General features: G+C 66.6%; 15 protein-coding genes. 11 read left to right on the top strand and 4 right to left on the bottom strand.

All coding sequences use genetic code 11. The features are described 5' to 3' along the window. Positions 1-63: 63 nt before the first annotated feature. Together PKKP23_RS15340 and PKKP23_RS15335 are read right to left on the bottom strand one after the other, a co-directional pair. Positions 64-1656: a tetratricopeptide repeat protein gene (locus PKKP23_RS15340; protein WP_126877526.1), complete on the bottom strand. Its 1593-nt coding sequence runs from the start codon at positions 1654-1656 to the stop codon at positions 64-66. 31 nt (positions 1657-1687) lie between these two features. Then, positions 1688-2314, bottom strand: coding sequence for a glutathione S-transferase family protein (locus PKKP23_RS15335; protein ID WP_126877525.1), 627 nt, complete (start codon positions 2312-2314; stop codon positions 1688-1690). Positions 2315-2598: 284 nt separating this feature from the next. Here PKKP23_RS15335 and PKKP23_RS15330 point away from each other — a divergent pair, with 284 nt between their 5' ends. Then, positions 2599-4263, top strand: coding sequence for an ATP-binding domain-containing protein (locus PKKP23_RS15330; RefSeq protein ID WP_017773671.1), 1665 nt, complete (start codon positions 2599-2601; stop codon positions 4261-4263). An 81-nt stretch (positions 4264-4344) separates the two neighbouring features. Here the strand turns inward: PKKP23_RS15330 and PKKP23_RS15325 are convergent, their stop codons facing one another. Continuing rightward, entirely contained in the window at positions 4345-5289 is a 945-nt protein-coding gene (locus tag PKKP23_RS15325) for a phosphoribosyltransferase (RefSeq protein ID WP_126877578.1), read from the bottom strand. A 224-nt stretch (positions 5290-5513) separates the two neighbouring features. On the opposite strand from PKKP23_RS15325, the gene PKKP23_RS15320 reads away from it, so the two are divergent. Next, positions 5514-5993, top strand: coding sequence for a putative pterin-binding protein (locus PKKP23_RS15320; RefSeq protein WP_017773673.1), 480 nt, complete (start codon positions 5514-5516; stop codon positions 5991-5993). Next, positions 5993-7861 (top strand): ATP-binding protein, encoded by a 1869-nt coding sequence (locus tag PKKP23_RS15315; protein WP_126877577.1) that lies wholly within the window; start codon positions 5993-5995, stop codon positions 7859-7861. The genes PKKP23_RS15320 and PKKP23_RS15315 overlap by 1 nt, the downstream gene beginning before the upstream one ends. A 36-nt stretch (positions 7862-7897) precedes the next feature. On the opposite strand, the gene PKKP23_RS15310 is transcribed toward PKKP23_RS15315, so the two are convergent. Continuing rightward, entirely contained in the window at positions 7898-8752 is an 855-nt protein-coding gene (locus tag PKKP23_RS15310) for a helix-turn-helix domain-containing protein (protein WP_017773675.1), read from the bottom strand. Between the two features lie 467 nt (positions 8753-9219). On the opposite strand from PKKP23_RS15310, the gene PKKP23_RS15305 reads away from it, so the two are divergent. The 8 genes from PKKP23_RS15305 (at position 9220) to lhpI (ending at position 17013) form a co-directional block, all read left to right on the top strand. Beyond that, complete coding sequence (locus PKKP23_RS15305) at positions 9220-9882, top strand: response regulator (RefSeq protein WP_126877524.1); 663 nt, start codon at positions 9220-9222, stop codon at positions 9880-9882. Continuing rightward, positions 9879-11240 (top strand): ATP-binding protein, encoded by a 1362-nt coding sequence (locus PKKP23_RS15300; RefSeq protein ID WP_017773677.1) that lies wholly within the window; start codon positions 9879-9881, stop codon positions 11238-11240. The genes PKKP23_RS15305 and PKKP23_RS15300 overlap by 4 nt, the downstream gene beginning before the upstream one ends. A 224-nt stretch (positions 11241-11464) precedes the next feature. Then, a complete protein-coding gene (locus PKKP23_RS15295) occupies positions 11465-11803 on the top strand; it encodes a DUF4148 domain-containing protein (RefSeq protein ID WP_017773678.1) in 339 nt (112 codons plus the stop codon). 160 nt (positions 11804-11963) lie between these two features. After that, the gene (locus PKKP23_RS15290; protein ID WP_126877523.1) at positions 11964-13304 is read left to right on the top strand and encodes an NAD(P)/FAD-dependent oxidoreductase; all 1341 of its coding nucleotides are present in this window, start codon (positions 11964-11966) and stop codon (positions 13302-13304) included. 72 nt (positions 13305-13376) lie between these two features. After that, a complete protein-coding gene (locus PKKP23_RS15285; RefSeq protein ID WP_126877522.1) occupies positions 13377-14000 on the top strand; it encodes a uracil-DNA glycosylase family protein in 624 nt (207 codons plus the stop codon). An 83-nt stretch (positions 14001-14083) separates the two neighbouring features. Next, on the top strand, positions 14084-14767 hold the full coding sequence (locus PKKP23_RS15280; RefSeq protein WP_126877521.1) for a C39 family peptidase: 684 nt from the start codon (positions 14084-14086) through the stop codon (positions 14765-14767). 394 nt (positions 14768-15161) lie between these two features. Then, entirely contained in the window at positions 15162-15569 is a 408-nt protein-coding gene (locus PKKP23_RS15275; protein WP_017773682.1) for a hypothetical protein, read from the top strand. A 499-nt stretch (positions 15570-16068) separates the two neighbouring features. Continuing rightward, positions 16069-17013 carry a bifunctional Delta(1)-pyrroline-2-carboxylate/Delta(1)-piperideine-2-carboxylate reductase gene (lhpI, locus tag PKKP23_RS15270; RefSeq protein ID WP_233411772.1) on the top strand — a complete coding sequence of 315 codons (945 nt, stop codon included), beginning with the start codon at positions 16069-16071 and terminating at the stop codon, positions 17011-17013. The last annotated feature ends 296 nt before the right edge of the window (positions 17014-17309 follow it).

The raw sequence follows: 17309 nt of genomic DNA, 5'->3' as shown, positions 1-17309 counted from the left end.
CGGCTGGCATTGGCTGGCGTTGTAGGCACGCCGGGCGGCGCGCCTTGTCGGCGCCGCGTCCGCTCAGGCTGCGCGGGCTGCGCTCGCGGGCGTGAAACCGTCGAGCGCGGCCCGCAGGTTCGCTACCACCGAAGCCCAGTCGCCCCGCGCGGGTTGGCGGAACAATCGGGCTTCGCCATACCACGGGCTGTCCGTGCGCCCGAGTTGCCAGCGCCAGTCGGGCGTGAACGGCAGCGCGATCCATACGGGTTTGCCGAGCGCCCCGGCGAGATGGGCGACCGACGTATCCACGCTGATGACGAGATCGAGCTGGGCCACGAGCGCTGCCGTGTCGGCGTACGTGTCGAGCCGGTGCGAAACGTCGAGCAGCGCCCGGGTTTCGGCAAGGCACGCCCGGTCTTCGTCGCGTACGTCTTTCTGCAGCGAGACGAAGCACATCGGCGCATCGAAGAGCGGCGCGAGCTGGGCTGCGCGCATCGAACGGTTCGCGTCGTTCACGTGCGTGCGGCTGCCCGACCATGCAATGCCCACGCGCGGCCGGTCGCCTGCCGCGGCCATGACGTCGTGCCATTGCGCGAGCCGGGTGGCGTCGGCCGCAAGGTACGGCGTCTTCGCCGGAATGCCGGCGGCACGCGTGCCGAACGCGAAGGGCAGGCTCAGCAACGGACAGTGCCAGTCGAACGCCGGCACCGGATCGTGTTCGCCGATGACCGCCACGGTTCCCGGGTAGTCGCGCAGGAGCGGCAGCAACGTGTCCTGAACGCGCAGCACGACGCGCGCGCCGGCGTCGGCCAGCAGGTCGACGTAGCGGACGAATTGCAGCGTGTCGCCGAGGCCCTGTTCGTGATGCACGAACAGCGTCCGGCCCGCCGGGGGCTGCGCTTTCGGGCCTTTCCACAAGGTGGCGTCGGGAAAGCCGTGCGTGTCGGTGCCGTCGCGCCAGCGCCATTCGTATTCGCGCCAGCCGTGCTCGAACTCGCCGAGCAGCAGGTTGGTCTGCGCGCGATTCGTACGGGCGCCCACGTCGTTGGGGTCGATAGCGAGCGCCTGGCGAAACTGGGCGAGGGCTTCGTCGAAGCGGTGCAGATCGCGCAGGGCGACGCCCAGGTTCACGTAGGCCGGCGTGAAGTTCGGCTTGATGGCGATGGCGCGCCGGTAGGCTGCCATTTCCTCGTCGTAGCGGCCCAGCGTGCCGAGGAGCTTGCCCCGGTTGTAATGCGCTTCGTGGCGCTGCGGATGGCGCGCGCTCAGGCGGTCGAGGGTTGCCAGCGCACGTTCGTGCGCGCCGTTCTGTACGAGCGACATCGCGAGCCCATGCAGCACCGCCGGATGATCAGGGGCCCGCGCAAGACAGCGCTCGAAGAGGTCGATCGCCTCGCCGTGCCGCTGCGCGAGCTGGCAGAGCTGCGCGGCCCAAAAATACTGCTCGTGCGAAACCGCTCCTTCGGCGCGGCTTTGCAGCAAGCGCGTGGCGCAGTCCGCGGCGCGCGTGTAGTCGCCTTGCCGGGCGGCAACGTGAGCAAGACCTTCCAGTGCCTCGCCGTGGTCGGGCGCCTGATCGACGGCTTCTTCCAGCAGGCGGCGCGCCTCGTCGAGGCGGCCGGCGACGAAGTGCCGGTGGGCCGCGTCGAGCGTCGCGGCGATGTTCAACGTCATGTCGAGGAGATTGGTGTGAGCCCGTGCGGCGTCAGGTCAGCGGCAGATCGATGTACTTCTTGAAGCCCTGGCGGGTGGCAAGCCGCGAATACCAGCGTTCGAGATTCGGCAGCGACGGCCGCTCGATGCCTTCCAGGCCGAACCAGCGCTTCGCGAACGCGCCGATCACGATGTCGGCCAGCGTGAACTTGTCGTTCTCCAGAAAGAAGCGGCCTTGCAGATGGCGATCAACGATCGTCCAGAGCGCCGCGGCCGCCTGCCGGTCGGCCTCGATCGCGGCGGCGTCACGCTTTTCCGGCGGCGTGCGCACGAGCGCCATGAAAAGCGGGCGCTCCGTGGGCGCGAGCGTGGAAAGCGACCAGTCGAGCCAGCGGTCGATGCTCGCGCGCACCTTCGGATCGGCCGGATAGAGCTGGCTGGAGGCGCCGTATTGCATCACGAGGTAGCGCAGGATCGAGTTCGATTCCCACAGCACGAACTCGCCGTCCACGAGCGTCGGCACGCGGGCGTTCGGATTCAGCGCGAGATAGTCGGCGTCGTGGGTGCGGCCGAACTGCAAGCCCGCATCGATGCGGTCGTACGGCAGCACGAGTTCGTCGCAGCACCACAAAAGTTTCTGCACGTTCGCCGAGTTGGCGCGTCCCCAGATCGTGATCATCCGGCCGGTTCTCCTTCAATAGGCTTGCAGACAGATTGCGCACGCACGGCGCGCGCGATGAACCAGTAACGATACACGATCCGCAAGGCGGCTTCCGGCACGCTGGCCGCTGCTTGCCGCCATTTGCCATCGTCCGCCGTCGTTCGTCGCGTGGTTCGCGCGCTTCGGCAAACGGCCGGCGTGATGCGGTGCGGGGCCGCGTGCGTAAAATACCGGCAGCCGCAAATTCGCCGGTCATCCCGCACTGCCCGCAACCCACCCAACCGACCACGACGAGGCGCCGCATGGCCCGCATTGTCCCCGACGACTGGAAGCATCTGGCCGCCACCGGCGCGGCCGCGCGCGAGCGCGAAACGCTTGCGCTGCTAGAAGAAGCGCTGCCGGCCGATTACACCGTCTACCACGGCGTGCACTGGACGCGGCTCAACCAGAACTTCTCGGTATTCGGCGAGGCAGACTTCGTGATCGTGAGTCCGGCGGGCCGCGTGATGATCGTCGAGCAGAAGACGGGCTTCCTGCGCGAGACGCCGAAGGGCCTCGTGAAGGTCCATCTGCAGACCGAGCGCAATGTGGCCATCGCGCTCGCGCGGACCATCGAAGGCCTGCACCGGCGCTTTACCGCGGCGTTCGGGGCCGGCACGTATTTCATCGAAGAGTTGCTGTACTGCCCGGATCACGTCGTGAGGAACGCGGCCATTGCCGGCGTGAATCCGGCGCGTATCGTCGATGCCACGCGCAAGGACCGGCTCGCCGCCATCGTGCGCGAAGCGCTGCCTGCCGACGAGCCGCGTCTGCCGTGCGCCGCGAAGATTCACCATTTTCTCGCCGACGAACTTGCGCTCACGCCCGACGCGAGCGCGCTCGTGGGCGCGGCCGGCACGCTCGTCACGCGTCTTGCGGGCGGCCTTGCCACCTGGGCGCGGCGGCTCGAATTCTCGCCGTTCCGGCTGCGCGTGATCGGCACGGCGGGCTCGGGCAAGACGCAGCTTGCGGTGCAGGTGATGAAAGACGCGGTGGCGCGCGATCAACGCGTGCTTTACGTGTGCTTCAACCGGCCGCTCGCCGACCATATCGCGCGCGTGGCGCCGCCCGGCGTGAAGGTGGCCAACTATCACCAGCTGTGCGACTGGATTGCACGCGACGCGGGACGCGCGCCGGATTTCGGCCGCTCCGACGTCTTCGACCAGCTCGAACAGACCTTCGCCCAGACGCCCATCGACGCGCGCTGGCAATTCGACGTGTTGATCGTCGACGAAGGCCAGGACTTCATGCAGCCCTGGGTGGCGGCGCTCGAACGGCTGTTGCGGCCGGGTGCCGCGTGGTGGTGGCTCGAAGACCCGCTGCAGAACCTCTATATGCGCGAGAGCGTGACGCTCGATGGCTGGACCGTGCTGCGGGAATCGACGAATTACCGCAGTCCGCGCGACATCCTCGACTACGTGCGCGAGGTGGCGGGGCCGGTGTCGCACGACGCCGCGCGCCTTGTGGCCGGCAGCCCGTTCGACGGGTCCGACGTCGCGGTCTCCACCTACGACCATCACGACGGCCCGCAAGCGACCGAAGGCATCGTCGACGCCACCAAGCGCGCCATCACGCAGGCGCTCGGGCTCGGCTTTCGCCGGCAGGACATCGTGGTGCTGTCGTTTCGCGGCCGCGAGGGCTCGGCGCTCACGGCGCTCGACCATCTCGGCCCGCACCGGCTGCGCAGTTTCACGGGCAAGTACGACCTGTTCGGCAACCCCGAATACCGCGAGGGCGACGTGCTGCTGGAGTCGATCTATCGCTTCAAGGGGCAGGCCGCGCCTTGCGTGATCTTCACGGAAATCGATTTTGAAACGCTCGACGAGCGTGTTGCCCGCAAGCTCTTTGTCGGTGCGACGCGGGCCACCATGAAGCTGATTCTCGTGGCATCGCAGCGCGCTGCGCGGCAATTGCGCGTGCCTGAATGAAGCGGCGGAATGAAGCGGTTGAATCGGTTGAAGCGGCGCTCGCTCGCGCCAGCCGCCTGGAGCCAGGCCGGCGCTAAGCGCCTAGCGCCAGGCCGACGCCCCGATCAGCGTGCCGCTCTGCGTGTGCGCGTTCCACCAGACCACGTGGAGCAGCGGGGCCTGCTGGGCGATCAGGATGGCTTCGAGCGGGTCGCCTTCCACGAAGTACGTCACGCCGCAGCGCTGCGCGGCTTCGGCCTTGTGCGCGGCCTGCGCCGACGGCGATGCGTCGTGCGGGCCGGCCTCGCGCATGATGAGTTCCACGCCGTTGAAGCCCTGCCGTTCGAGCCACTTCTGCACGCGCGCCCGCTCGGCTTCGGCACGGTCGGTCACGACCGCCCGCACGCGTCCGATCTCCACGCCCGAAAACTTGCGGAACGGCTGCAGCGCCTCGCGCTCCTCCAGCGTGGCGTCGAAATCGTCTTCGGCGGCAAGCGGCGTGTCGGGCGGCACGATGCCGTCCAGGTCGATGGCGTAGGTGGCGTATTCGCGGTCGGTCGCGATCAGTGCATCTGTTTGTGCGCCTTCGCGCGACCAGCTGGAACGGTAGCGCTGGGTGTAGCTCTGGCGTTCCTGCGGAAAGAGCGTGAAGAAGCTGTCGGCATCGATCGAATAGTCGGGGCGCAGGCGGCTCAGGTCGTCGTAGGCGCCTGTCAAGGTGCGCACCGTGAGGCCGTGCTCGCGCAGGAACGCGATGCAGTCGGTCAGCGTGAAACCCAGGCCCGCGATGTCTTCGCACAGCAGCACGCGCGAACCCGGTTCGGGCAGCGGCAGCGTGGAGTCCCACGTGACTGCGCGCGTGGAGCGGTCGTAGCGCAGGAACGCCACCGGCGCGCCGGTCACATGCGAGGCCATCAGCGCGAGCGGCGCGCCGCCCCGCAGAATGCCCACGATGACCGCGAAGTTTTCTGCGCGCAGCGCCGGTTGCAGCGACTCGATCCACTGACCGAGCTGTTCGTACGTGAGCGGAAGAATCGGCTTGTTCATGTCGTGACGGAGCGCGAGACCCGGCGGCTGCGGGCACGGCGTCGTGCCAGGTTGGAATTTGACGATATTATGCATGGGCCTGCGTGAACACGCTCCCCGGCTCAAGGGCGGCGCGGCAAACGCAGCGCCAGATCAAAGCGGACGAATAACGGGGCATGAAAGAAATGCACGAAGACCAGGCTTCGGCCTCGCGTAGGGCGGGGCGGTCGCGCAGGCTAGGGGGAGTGGGGGCCGCGCTCGTGTGCGCGGCATCGTTGATCGCTTCGCACGCGCTTGCGGCCACGCTGTCGCTCGACGTGAAAGGCAAGATCGCCAACACGAACGACGCGACGCACACCGTCTATCACTTCAGCGAAGCGCAACTGCTCGCGCTGCCCGTGCATGCCATCACGACGTCCACCACCTGGACGCCGCGCTCCACGTTCACGGGCCCGTTGCTCTCCGACGTGCTGAAGACGGTGGGCGCGAATGGCACGCAACTCGAAATCCATACCTTCGACGACTACACCTGCGTCGTGCCCATGGCCGATGCCGGTCGCTACGGCGTTGTGCTCGCCTACAGCATGAACGGGCAGCGCCTGAAGATGAGCGACTTCGGGCCGCTTTTTCTGATCTATCCGCGCGACACGTTCCCATCGGAACTGGGCGGGCCTGGCGGCGATTCGAAGTTCGCGTGGCAGATCAAGTCGATCGTCGTCAAGTGATGCGCCGTCCGTTACGCCGCTTCGTTCTCGTCCTCGTGTGGCTCGTGGCGATTGCGCCACCGGTCGCGGCGGTGGGCTATCTGCTGTACGCGAACCTGATCGATTCGCGCGCCACGCAGCGCATCACGGGCGCTTACGACGGCTATTACTGGGACGCCGCGCAGTTGCAGATCGCCTACGCCCGGCTGGAGAACCAGCTGCTGCAGTACCGCTTCGGCGCCAATCGCGATTACGCGAAGCTGCAACTGCGTTACGCGGTGCTGCAGTCGAAGCTGCATGTGCTGGCCGGGTCCACGCGGAACCTCGCGTCGCAGCCGGACTTGCAGCGGCGCCAGCAAGCGGAGCTTGCGGCGCTCGATGCGCTCGTGGCCGAAATCGATCCGCAAATCGCGGCGCTCGAAGCCAATCCCGACCTCGCCGGCAAGGTTTTCGCGGCGCTGCACAGCCATTGGAACACCGTCAACGAACTTGCGCTCAGCCGGCGCTTTGCCGACGTGGAAGACCGCGAGGCAATGAGCCGCGACTTTCTTGCGAAGCGCCGCATGCTGTTTGCCGCAGGTGTCGGTTTGCTGCTGCTTTCGGCGGCGGCCACCGCGTTGCTCGTGTTCAACGGGTTCCGGCGCACGCGGCTCATCAACCAGCAAAAGGCGTTGCTCGCCGCCGAGCACGACGCAAGCCGTGCGGCGCGCGAGGCGAGCCTCGCGAAAGACGCGTTTCTCGGCATGATCAGCCACGAATTGCGTACGCCGCTGCACGCCATCGTGTCGTCGATCGAACTGCTTGGGCTCACGCCGCATTCGGAGGCGGATGGCAAGGTGATCCGCCGGCTCGAAATCGCGGCGCGGCAGCTCGAAACGCAGATGAAGGACCTGACCGACTACGCGCGGCTCGGCGCCGGCAAGCTGGAGTTGCGCGACGAGGAGTTCGATCCGCGCGAACTGCTCGCTTCCATTGCCGATCAGCATGAAGCTGCCGCGCGTGCGAAAGGACTTGTGTTCGAGTGCGCGGCGCGTGCCGAACGCGGCGGCGGGCGTGTGGTGTCGGACCCGCATCGCATCCGGCAGATTGCGAACAACCTTGTCACCAACGCGATCCGCTACACGGAGCGCGGCTCGGTTCATCTCGAGTTCGTGATGTTGCCGGATCTGCTCTCCATCGTGGTCCGTGATACGGGGCCTGGCGTGCCGCACGCGCAGATTCCGCAGATTTTCAGGGAGTTCACGCAGCTCGACGCCTCGCGCTCGCGGCGCTTCGAAGGCGCGGGCATGGGGCTCGCCATTGTGAAGGGGCTGGTGGATCTGTTCGGCGGCACGATCGAGACCGACAGCCGCCTGGGCGAGGGCACGACCTTCACGGTGACCCTGCCGGTGCGGTCCGTACCGGGCAACCCCGCCGCGCATGCCGCGACGGATGCGCGCAGCGCCGCGCCGCCGCAGGTGCTGGTAGTGGACGACAACCCGCTCGTACGCGAATCGCTCTGCGAGATGGTGGCGCACATGGGTTACAGCGTGCACGCGGCGGCCGATGTCGAAGAAGCCCTGGCCTGGCTCGACAGCCAGCGCTGCGACGTGATGCTGCTCGATCTGCACATGCCCGGCCGCGACGGCTATTCGCTGATGGCCGATCTCGACATGCGCGTCGGCACGGGCGCTTACCCGGGCGGCCTGCCGCGCGTGATTGCCGTGAGCGCGTACATGTCCGACCTCGATGCGCGCGGCCCTGACGGCGGTGGGCAGGCGTTCCCGGCAGCGTTCTTCGACAGCCTCACCAAGCCCGTCCATTACGACGTACTGCGGGCCGCGCTTCAGCGGGCGCTGGCCGCCGGCCGCTCGCGGCCGCGCTCCGGTCTGACCGAAGCGCAGCGCTGAACCAGACGCGCAGAAGCCCCAGCCTCAGCCCCAGCCTCAGCCGCGATTGAGCCGCTTCGAGAGGTCCGCCGCGATGATCGCCATGCGCGCGGGCTTCTCGTGGCAGGCCACGTCGTAAGCGCGAATGATTTCGCCGATCTCCGATTCGCTCGCCTTGCCCGTCAGCAGTTCGCCCGTGAGCACCAGGATCGGCGCGTCGGGGTTTTCGGAGGCGCGCACCGCGCGAATCGCCTCGGCGGACGTTTGCGTGCCGAACAGCCAGTCGATCACCACGCCGTCGAAGACCTGGCTTTGCAGCGCCTCGGAAAACGCCGTGAGGCCGTACAGCGCGAGCGCCGCAAAGCCGTTGTGTTCGAGGTAATCGCGCAGGTTGTCCGCGGAGGTGCGGTCGTCGTCCACCACGGCGATGAGCGGCCGGTCGTTCTCGGGCCGGCGCGGGTAGATCTCGATCTTGTGAACCTCGTGCGCGTTCTGGTAGAGCGCGCCGTCGTGGCGCACCACGCGCCACTGGCCCTGCTTCGAGTACGCGATGAATTCGGGCCGGCTGCCGGGCTCGATGGGCGCGCCCACCCACGCCGTACAAGGCATTTCGATGGCGGCCACCGCGAACACGGCCTCGTGGGCGACCGCGCCCACCATGCCGGGGTCGAGCGACTGCGCGCCGAACAACTGCGCCGCCGGCTCGCCGAATGCCTCGGCGACTTTCTTGATTTGCGAAAGCGTCCAGGGACTATTGCCGCGCAGCTTGCGGTGCCCCTGCGAAAAACTCAGATCGAGAATGCGGCACAACTCGGTGGTTTGATGGCGCTTGCCGATGCCATGGCGGCTCATCAGTTCGCGCACACGTTCCGCGACCGCAAGCGAGTCGGGTGATTGTGAAACGTTGGCCATACTGCGTGGATGTCCGTCGATTGAGGTTATATCGGGGTGATGGACGTCATGCGGCTTAAGGGCGCCTGTCTCGGCAGCGCCCGCCCCGCGAGCCGACCGGCTACGCAGTACGAAGCAGCGATTACGCGAAGGAGCGGTGCGCCCACCAGGCGGCGTGCCGTCTTCACGTGCCGGCGCGCGTACCCCCGTGTTAAACGGCGCCGGATCGGGCGTTATTCTAAACGCATAAATTGCAAAAAACGTGTAATGAAGTGTTTCGAGGCATGGAATTTTTCGCTGATGGGATCGCATGCTGCACGAAGCGTGCATTTTTACGAAGTAACCGATTAACTGAACAGGCATTTAATCCTCTGATGAAATAGCGTGCCCGGAGTTCGGGCATTTAAGCAATTCATCAGGAAGCGTTAAGCTGCGGCTCGCCACAATGGGCGTTTGGTGGTCGGCAGCGCAAAGGGAGGGGGAAGGGAATGCGGCTTTTGCTGGTCGAAGACGACGACATGATTGCCGAGCCGGTGCTGGAAGCGATGCGCCGGGCGGGCTACGCCATCGACTGGGCGCAGGACGGCCGCGCGGCCGAGCTGTCGCTCGGCAACGGCGTCTATGATCTGGTGCTGCTCGATCTGGGGCTGCCGAAGAAGGACGGCATCGACGTGCTGCGCGGCTACCGCAATCACGGGGGCGCGGCGCCCGTTATCATCCTCACCGCGCGCGACGCCGTGGACGACCGCATTCGCGGCCTCGACGCCGGTGCCGACGACTATCTCATCAAGCCGTTCGATCTCGACGAACTGGCCGCCCGCGTGCGCGCGCTGCTGAGGCGCCGCACGGGGCAGAAGCAGCCCGTGTACACGCATGGCGAACTCACGCTCGATCCCGCCGCGCACGAGGCAACGAGGAACGGCGAACCCGTGGCCCTCGTGCCGCGGGAATTTGCGCTGCTGCAGGTGCTGATCGAAGAGCCTTCGCGCGTGTTCACGCGCGCGGAACTGGAAGAGAAACTTTATGGATGGGGCGAGGAAGTGGGCAGCAATACGATCGAAGTGCACGTGCACAGCTTGCGCCGCAAGATCGGCGCCGATCAGATCGTGACCGTGCGCGGCGTGGGCTACCGGCTGAAGCGCTGCGAATGAGGTCCATCCGTCGCTGGCTGCTGGGCTGGCTCATCTTCGGTCTTGCCGTCGCGGCGCTCGCGGCGGGCGCCGGCATTTTCCATAGCGCGAAGCACGAGGCCAGCGAGCTTTTCGACTACGAACTTCGCGTGGTGGCGATCTCGCTGCCGTCGAATCTCGCTGCCGGTAGCACAAACCGTAGCGGCGGCCCCGCGTTCGGCAATATCGGCGACGAACGCATCGTGATCGGCATCTGGGACGCTGCGGGCCAGCTCGTCTACCGCTCGTCGTCCGCGCCGGCGCTCGCGCGCTATCCCGAAGGGCTGCGAACCGTCGAGCACGCCGAGCACCACTGGCGTGTGTTCGGCGTGCAGCAGCCGGGGCGCTTCGTGCAGGTCGCGCAGCCCATCGACGTGCGCGAAGACCTCGCCTTGCGGCTCGCGTTGCGCACGCTCTGGCCGCTCGGCGTGCTGATCCCGCCCACCATTGCGCTCGTGCTGTTTGCAGTAGCACGCGGACTCGCGCCCATCGGCCGACTCTCGCGTGCGCTCGCCACGCGTTCCATCGATTCGCTTCAACCGCTGCAACTCGACGGGCGCGACGTGCCGGTCGAGATCCGGCCGCTCGTGGAAGCGGTCAACGACCTGCTGCACCGGCTCAACGTGGCCTTGCAGGCGCAGCGCACCTTCGTCGCAGACGCCGCCCACGAACTTCGCTCGCCGCTCACGGCGCTCAAGCTGCAGCTTCAGGGCGCCGTGCGCGACGGCACGCTGAAGGGCGACGCGGCCACCATCGAACGCGTGGAAGGGCGGCTCAATCGCATCATCCATCTCGTGCATCAATTGCTCACGCTCGCGCGCGAAGATGCCCAACAGCCGGCGCCGATGAAGGCCGTGAGCTTGAGGCGGCTCTGCGAGCAGACGGTGGGCGACTTCTCGCTGCTTGCCGAAGTGAAGTCGATCGATCTGGGGCTCGTCGTGTCTCGCAACGGCGCCGCCGCGGACGACGATGCCTGCATGGCGCTCGCCGAGCCGAATTCGCTCGGGGTGCTGCTCTCCAATCTCGTGGATAACGCAATCCGCTACACGCCCCCAGGCGGGCGAGTCGACGTGATGTTGACGCGCGACGGCGGCAAGCTGACGCTGGAAGTGGCCGATACCGGTCCCGGCATTCCCGAGAGCGAGCGCGGCCGCGTGCTGGACCGCTTCTATCGCGGCGAGCATGCCATGGGGCAGGGCAGCGGACTGGGCCTTGCCATCGTGTCGCGCATTGCGGGCCGCCATCACGCAACGCTCTCGCTTGGCAACGTTTCGCCGCAAGGCGGACTGTCGGTCAAATTGAGCGGCCTGCGGGCGGTCGAACCGGTCACGACGACCTGACCCTGTGCCGGTGTGGCGCTGGAGGGGCCACCTGAGTGACCACCTCGGTGTCCACCTCAGTGTCCACATCGGGCAACACATTGCTCTTTTTTTTGGCTTTCTTTTTGGTGTGCCAGGGCTAAGGCTCCGTTAAGGTGTACTGGCTATTCTGACCTTGTGCATCGTGAGGCATCTTCGCCCGGATCGGCCGGGCGGAAACACGAAGCAGGTACAAGGAGAGCACCATGAAGACCTTTATTTCAACGCTGGCGGTCGCCGTCGCGCTTATTGCTCCGGTCGCGTCCTTCGCTCAGACCGGCACTACCGGCACTACTGGCCCGCTCATGCGCAGCGACGTGAAGGCACAGATTGCCCAGGCCGAACAGAACGGCACGCTGCATCAGGACAAGACGAAGTACCCCGCGTACAACGCGGCGAATGGCCCCGCGGCCAACATGGCATCGGCTCAGACGTCGAATGAAACAACGGGCTATGGCTCGGGCGTGTCGAGCGTGTCCCAGTCTGGGCAGCCTGGCGTACTGCCGCACTACGTCGTTCCGCATTCGCTCTTCGAGCATCATTGATCGGCGGGCCGCGAGGGCGGCGAAGGTGACATGCACGGCGGCATAGACGGCTCGACGTAGTGCCGCGAGAGGGACTCTGCGCATTTGCCATGCGGCGACGGGCCTGCGAAGATGCACGGTCCGACCGCAAGACGTTGCGCTTATTCGTCCCCCTTCGCCCATGACGACCACCTACCCGCTGCACGCCAACCTCTCGCCTTCCAACGAACCGTTTCCCGCTCACGCCGACGTCGTCATCGCTGGCGCGGGCATCATGGGCTGCGCCGCTGCGTACTATCTCGCGCGGCGCGGGCTCAAGGCCGTGGTGCTCGACAAGTCGCGCATCGCAGGCCAGCAGTCCACGCGCGCGTGGGGCTTTGTGCGTCAACAGGGCCGCGAGGCAGCCGAGGTGCCGCTCATGATGGCGGGCATCCGCCTCTGGGAACAGCTGGAAGCGGAACTCGGCTTCGACCTCGAATGGCGCCAGGGCGGCTGCCTCTATGTCGCGGGCAATGACGAAGACTGGGCCTCGTTCCAGCAATGGACGGAGGTCGCGCGCCAGTACGGACTCGACACGCGCGTGCTCTCGCGCAAAGAGATCGACCGCTATGTGAGCGGGATGCACGGCCCCGCACACGGCGGCCTCTACACGCCGACCGACGGCCAGGCCGAGCCGCGTCGCGCGGCGCCCGCGTTCGCCGCACGCGCGGTGGAAGCGGGTGCGCGGTTCATCGAAGGCTGCGGCGTGGTGGCCGTGGAGCGCGAGGCGGGCGCCGTCGCTGGCGTGGTGACGGAGCGCGGCACGATCCGCACGCGCCGCTTCGTCTGCGCGGCCGGCGCAACGAGCTGGCGCCTGCTTGCCACGCTCGGCCTGGAACTCCCGCAGCAAGCCGTGCGCGGTACCTGCATGCGAACCAACGCACTGCCCGCCGTGACGGCGTCCACGTTCTGGGGTCACGGCCTCGGCATCCGTCAGCGCGTCAACGGCGCCATCAATCTGGCCGACGACATGCAGGTGGACGTCGACATCACGCTCGGCCATCTGCGTGCGCTCAAATGGTTTTTGCCCGAGCTTTGGGCGCGGCACGAGGCATTTCGTTTTCACCTGAACGGCGCGTTCGCACGCGATCTCTACGAGCGTTTGCCCGGCGTGGTGAAGGCGGGCGAACGCGTGATCCATCCGCGCGATCCGCAGCCGCAGCCGAATGCGCGGCACGCGCCGCGTGCGCTCGCGAAGCTGCGCGCGTTGTTCCCTGCGCTGGCCGGCGCGCAGGTGGTTGAGGCATGGGCCGGTTTGATCGATGTGCTGCCCGACGGCATTCCCGTCATCGACGCGCCACCGCAAACGCCCGGCCTCGTCATCGCCACGGGCTTTTGCGGACACGGTTTCGCGATGGGGCCCATCGTGGGGCGGCTGGTGGCCGAGTGGATTAGCGACGGTCAGCCTTCCCTCGATCTCTCGGCGTTCCGGCTGCAGCGCTTCTTCGACGGCACGATGCAACGGCCGCGGAGCATGCTGTAATGCCGGGGGCGCCTTGCCATCCGCCAGCGTGGCGTTCACCGGTGCGTCCGGCCCGCCTGACCCCATGACGCCATGACCGCGAAGAAGCAGTCCCCGCCGTCCCGCTCGCTCGATACGTTGCTGCGCGAGATCCGCGCGTGCACGATCTGCGCGCCTGTGCTGCCGCACGCGCCGCGTCCGGTGCTGGCTGCGGCGGCCGAGGCGCGCATCCTGTTGATCGGCCAGGCGCCCGGCGCGCGCGTGCATGCGTCCGGCGTGCCCTGGAGCGACGCAAGCGGCACGCGTCTGCGCGCCTGGCTCGGTGTGGACGACGCCACGTTCTACGACGCCACGAAGTTCGCGATCGTGCCCATGGGTTTCTGCTTTCCGGGGCGGGGCGCGAGCGGCGATCTGCCGCCGCGTCCCGAATGCGCCGCGCGCTGGCACGACGCGCTGCTCGCCCAATTGCGCGACGTGAAGCTGACCTTGCTCGTCGGTCAGTACGCGCAGCGTTTCGGTCTGGGCGACGCCTTCGGCCCCACGCTCACGGACACGCTGCTACGCTGGCGCGAGTTCGGCCCGCAGGTGATGCCGTTGCCGCATCCGTCGCCGCGCAACGTCGCGTGGTTCAAGCGCAATCCGTGGTTCGACGCCGAGGTGCTGCCCACGTTGCGCGAGCGCGTGGCCGCGGCGCTTGGGCGTGTGGATCGGCGTTGAGGGGCTTTGAAGGGCTTTGATGGGAGTGGAGGGCGTTGCTGCGAGCGCCTGCCTTGCCCTCCTCGAGATTCGAGACAAACGACATGAACAAGAACGTCTATCGCCATGTGCGCGTGCCGTACTACGCGCAGTGGGGCAGCCCCGAGTGGGTGCGGCCCATCGTCGAAGACGGCGCCGACCCTTGCGCCGATCCCGACTGGACGCGCAGCGGCTTTACCGACCCCGAGCGCTACCGCTTCTGGGCCAAACGCCTGTGCGGGCTCACGTGCCTGGAATCGCTGCTCGACTATTGGGCCATCGCGCATGGTTCGCGTGCGCATCTGCTCGACGAAGCACTGCGTCACGACGTCTACCGTCTGCGCGACGACGGGGGCGTCGACGGGCTGATCTATCGACCCTTCGGCACGTGGGTGGAGCGCGCATTCGGCCTGCGCGTGGAGGTGCTGGGCACCGTGACGCTGGCGGATCTGGCGGCGTGCATCGACGAGAACACGCTTGCCATCGCCTCGGTCAGCCCGGAGATTCGTTACCCGGAGCGGCCCAACGCAAGGCAGGGCGGGCATCTCGTGCTGCTGCACGGGCGCGATGCGCAGGGCGTGTGGTTCCACAACCCGTCGGGCGTGGCGCCGCATCAGGCCGACGCGTATTTGCGGTTCGACCAGATGACGCGTTTCTTTGCCGGGCGAGGGATGACGGTTGCGCGGCCGGCGAGCGGCGCACCGTTGCCGGGCGATGCGACACGCGCGCCGGGCGTGGAAGCCGCCTGAAGCCGACCGGCAAAGCGGCGAAACACGGTATTTTCCGGCGTTTCGATTATCCAGAACGCCGGGAATTAATCCGCACCGAATCAATCTGCATTTATGCTGCCTTGCGTCAACGTTTTTCGGTTGTTGCAAAAGGTGGCATTTATGCCGATTTTAATGCTATTTCACGTTCCTATCTTTTCTGGCAGGTTGTCTTATAAAGCCTGACTGCTATATTCCGCTTCGCACGGTTAATTCAATTGCCGTGCCATTCTTCCGGCTCATTGTCGAGAGACGTCTCTCGGTTTAACGGAAATCGCATGAATTAATATGTTATTTCAAAGGTGACGGGGACATCTTCCACCAGAATGGGCAGGAGGCCGCAAAACAGTACTTCTTTCATAAAACAGGAGTCGTCATGGCAACGATTTACGTCAACGTACTGGTCAATGTCGCCAAGGCCATTGCCGAAAACAATCTGCCGAAATACGTATTCATGGTGGATTCGACGGGCTACAGCGGGGATGGTTCGGAAGGCACCAACGAATTGCGGACGAAGTGCGAAAACGGCGACACGATCGTCTGGTCGGCGGTTTCCATTAATCCGGGCGAAGCCATCGCCATTCTCGGTTTCACCGGGCAAGCCATTCCCAATATGGTGAATCCGCAGCGATATCCCCAATATGACGGCACGGTCTGGGGCGGGCGCGTAAACAGCGCCGGAAACAACGTGCAGTATTCGATTTCCATGCTGCTGGAAAACAACGTCCATATGACGTTCGATCCGTTCATCACGGCAACCAACCCGACGATGAACGTTCGGTGAGCGGTGCGGCCGGCTAGGTGCGGCCGGCTGAGGTGCGGCCGGCTGAGGTGCGGCCGGCGAGGTGTGGCCGGCTGAGATTTGATTGGCTGAGGCATCCCGGCTGAATCAAGCCGTGTTATTCGAAACGCCGGTTTCGATTGCCCGATATCCCGGGGATCGGCAATCCGAAACCGGCGCGCATTCCGGCGTGTCGCCTGACATCGACTTCAATGCCGCCTTCAGCGGCCCCTCTGACGCTCCCCCATCTCTCATCCCACCCGCAAAATGCGCTGCCCGACATGCCCGACATCAACACAGGCAGCATCCGCATTGCCACTCACGTTGGTTTCCCTCATCGCCGCACGCTGCGGTCGAAACTACCGGCCGTTGCCCTGACAGGTTGATGCTGGCCCCAAGCTGGTCTACATTCCGGGCCAGTACAGAACAAGGGCAGGCGAAGTGCCGCCTGGCGCCGCTGCCTCACTGTCACATAGACGACCACATGAACCAGGAAACCACCATGACCGCCAGTCACACGCCACCGGCTTTCGATGCGGCCGAGACCGCCCGGCGCCTGCCTTACGCGGCTCTCGTCGAGGCGATCCAGATTGCCGCTGTCGACTACGCGCACGGGCGCATCGCGAGCCCCGAGCGTCTCGTCGTGCCGCTCAACAGCGGCGGCGTGATGCTCTCCATGCCGGCCACGGCGCCGGACATCGCGATTCACAAGCTCGTCAACGTGTGTCCCGGCAACCGCGCGCGCGGCTGGCCGACCATTCACGGCCAGGTGACGGCGTGCGATGCGGACAGCGGCGTGCCGCTCTTCATGCTCGACGGTCCCACGGTGACGGGGCGCCGCACGGCGGCGGTCTCGATGCTGGGCATCCGGCTCTTTGCCCGCGCCGCGCCGCGCGACGTGCTCGTGATCGGCACGGGCACGCAGGCGCTCAATCACGTCGAGGCGATCGGCGAACTCTTTCCGGCGGCCAAGGTGCGCGTGCAGGGCAGTTCGCCGGCACGCGCCGCGGCGTTCTGCGAGGCCCATGCGGCCCACGTGCCGGGCGGCCTCGTGCCGCTCCTGGAGGCGGGCGTGCCCGAGTCGGTGGACCTCGTGATAACGGCGACCACGAGCAAGACGGCCGTCTACGACGAAGCACCGCGCGCCGCGCGGCTTGTGATCGGCGTGGGGGCCTTCACCGCCGACGCCGTCGAGATCGGCGCGCGTACCGTGCTGGGCAGCGTGCGTTACGTGGACGACCTCGCCGGCGCCGCGCACGAGGCGGGCGACTATATCCAGGCGGGCGTGGACTGGACGAGCGTGTCGAGTCTCGCCGACGCGATCCAGTCGGCCGGTGCGTCAGGCGCATGCGCCGTCGTGCAGGGCGGGCAGCCGGTCATGCTCAAGAGCGTCGGCTGCGCCGCGTGGGACCTGGCGGCGTGCCGCGTGGCGCGATCCATGATCTGAGGCGGCAGGTAGGCGGCGAGTAGGCGACAAATCGTGCGCTCGTCTTGAAGCTAGGCGGCCTGGTTGCGGTACGCCGCAGTCCGAACGTGGTCTGAAGCGTGGCTAGAAGCGTGATCCGAAACGCGGTCCAAAGCGCGGTCCGAAGCGCGGTCGTGGCGAGAAGCGCAGTCCGAAGCGCGGTCCGAAAACGTGGCGGAAAACGTGGCGGAAAACGTGGCGGAAAACGTGGCGGAAAACGTGGCGGAAAACGTGGCGGAAAACGTGGCGGAAAACGTGGCGGAAAACGTGGCGGAAAA

This window comes from Paraburkholderia kururiensis JCM 10599 = LMG 19447 (assembly GCF_003986935.1).
Lineage (GTDB): Bacteria > Pseudomonadota > Gammaproteobacteria > Burkholderiales > Burkholderiaceae > Paraburkholderia > Paraburkholderia kururiensis.
This window is presented reverse-complemented; position numbering and strand designations above follow the sequence as displayed.

Bases quoted from the DNA above. Each gene is read 5' to 3' on its own strand.
- PKKP23_RS15340 (WP_126877526.1), bottom strand. From the start codon at position 1,656: ATGACGTTGAACATCGCCGCGACGCTCGACGCGGCCCACCGGCACTTC.
- PKKP23_RS15335 (WP_126877525.1), bottom strand. From the start codon at position 2,314: ATGATCACGATCTGGGGACGCGCCAACTCGGCGAACGTGCAGAAACTT.
- PKKP23_RS15330 (WP_017773671.1), top strand. From the start codon at position 2,599: ATGGCCCGCATTGTCCCCGACGACTGGAAGCATCTGGCCGCCACCGGC.
- PKKP23_RS15325 (WP_126877578.1), bottom strand. From the start codon at position 5,289: ATGAACAAGCCGATTCTTCCGCTCACGTACGAACAGCTCGGTCAGTGG.
- PKKP23_RS15315 (WP_126877577.1), top strand. From the start codon at position 5,993: ATGCGCCGTCCGTTACGCCGCTTCGTTCTCGTCCTCGTGTGGCTCGTG.
- PKKP23_RS15310 (WP_017773675.1), bottom strand. From the start codon at position 8,752: ATGGCCAACGTTTCACAATCACCCGACTCGCTTGCGGTCGCGGAACGT.
- PKKP23_RS15305 (WP_126877524.1), top strand. From the start codon at position 9,220: ATGCGGCTTTTGCTGGTCGAAGACGACGACATGATTGCCGAGCCGGTG.
- PKKP23_RS15300 (WP_017773677.1), top strand. From the start codon at position 9,879: ATGAGGTCCATCCGTCGCTGGCTGCTGGGCTGGCTCATCTTCGGTCTT.
- PKKP23_RS15295 (WP_017773678.1), top strand. From the start codon at position 11,465: ATGAAGACCTTTATTTCAACGCTGGCGGTCGCCGTCGCGCTTATTGCT.
- PKKP23_RS15290 (WP_126877523.1), top strand. From the start codon at position 11,964: ATGACGACCACCTACCCGCTGCACGCCAACCTCTCGCCTTCCAACGAA.
- PKKP23_RS15285 (WP_126877522.1), top strand. From the start codon at position 13,377: ATGACCGCGAAGAAGCAGTCCCCGCCGTCCCGCTCGCTCGATACGTTG.
- PKKP23_RS15280 (WP_126877521.1), top strand. From the start codon at position 14,084: ATGAACAAGAACGTCTATCGCCATGTGCGCGTGCCGTACTACGCGCAG.
- PKKP23_RS15275 (WP_017773682.1), top strand. From the start codon at position 15,162: ATGGCAACGATTTACGTCAACGTACTGGTCAATGTCGCCAAGGCCATT.
- lhpI (WP_233411772.1), top strand. From the start codon at position 16,069: ATGACCGCCAGTCACACGCCACCGGCTTTCGATGCGGCCGAGACCGCC.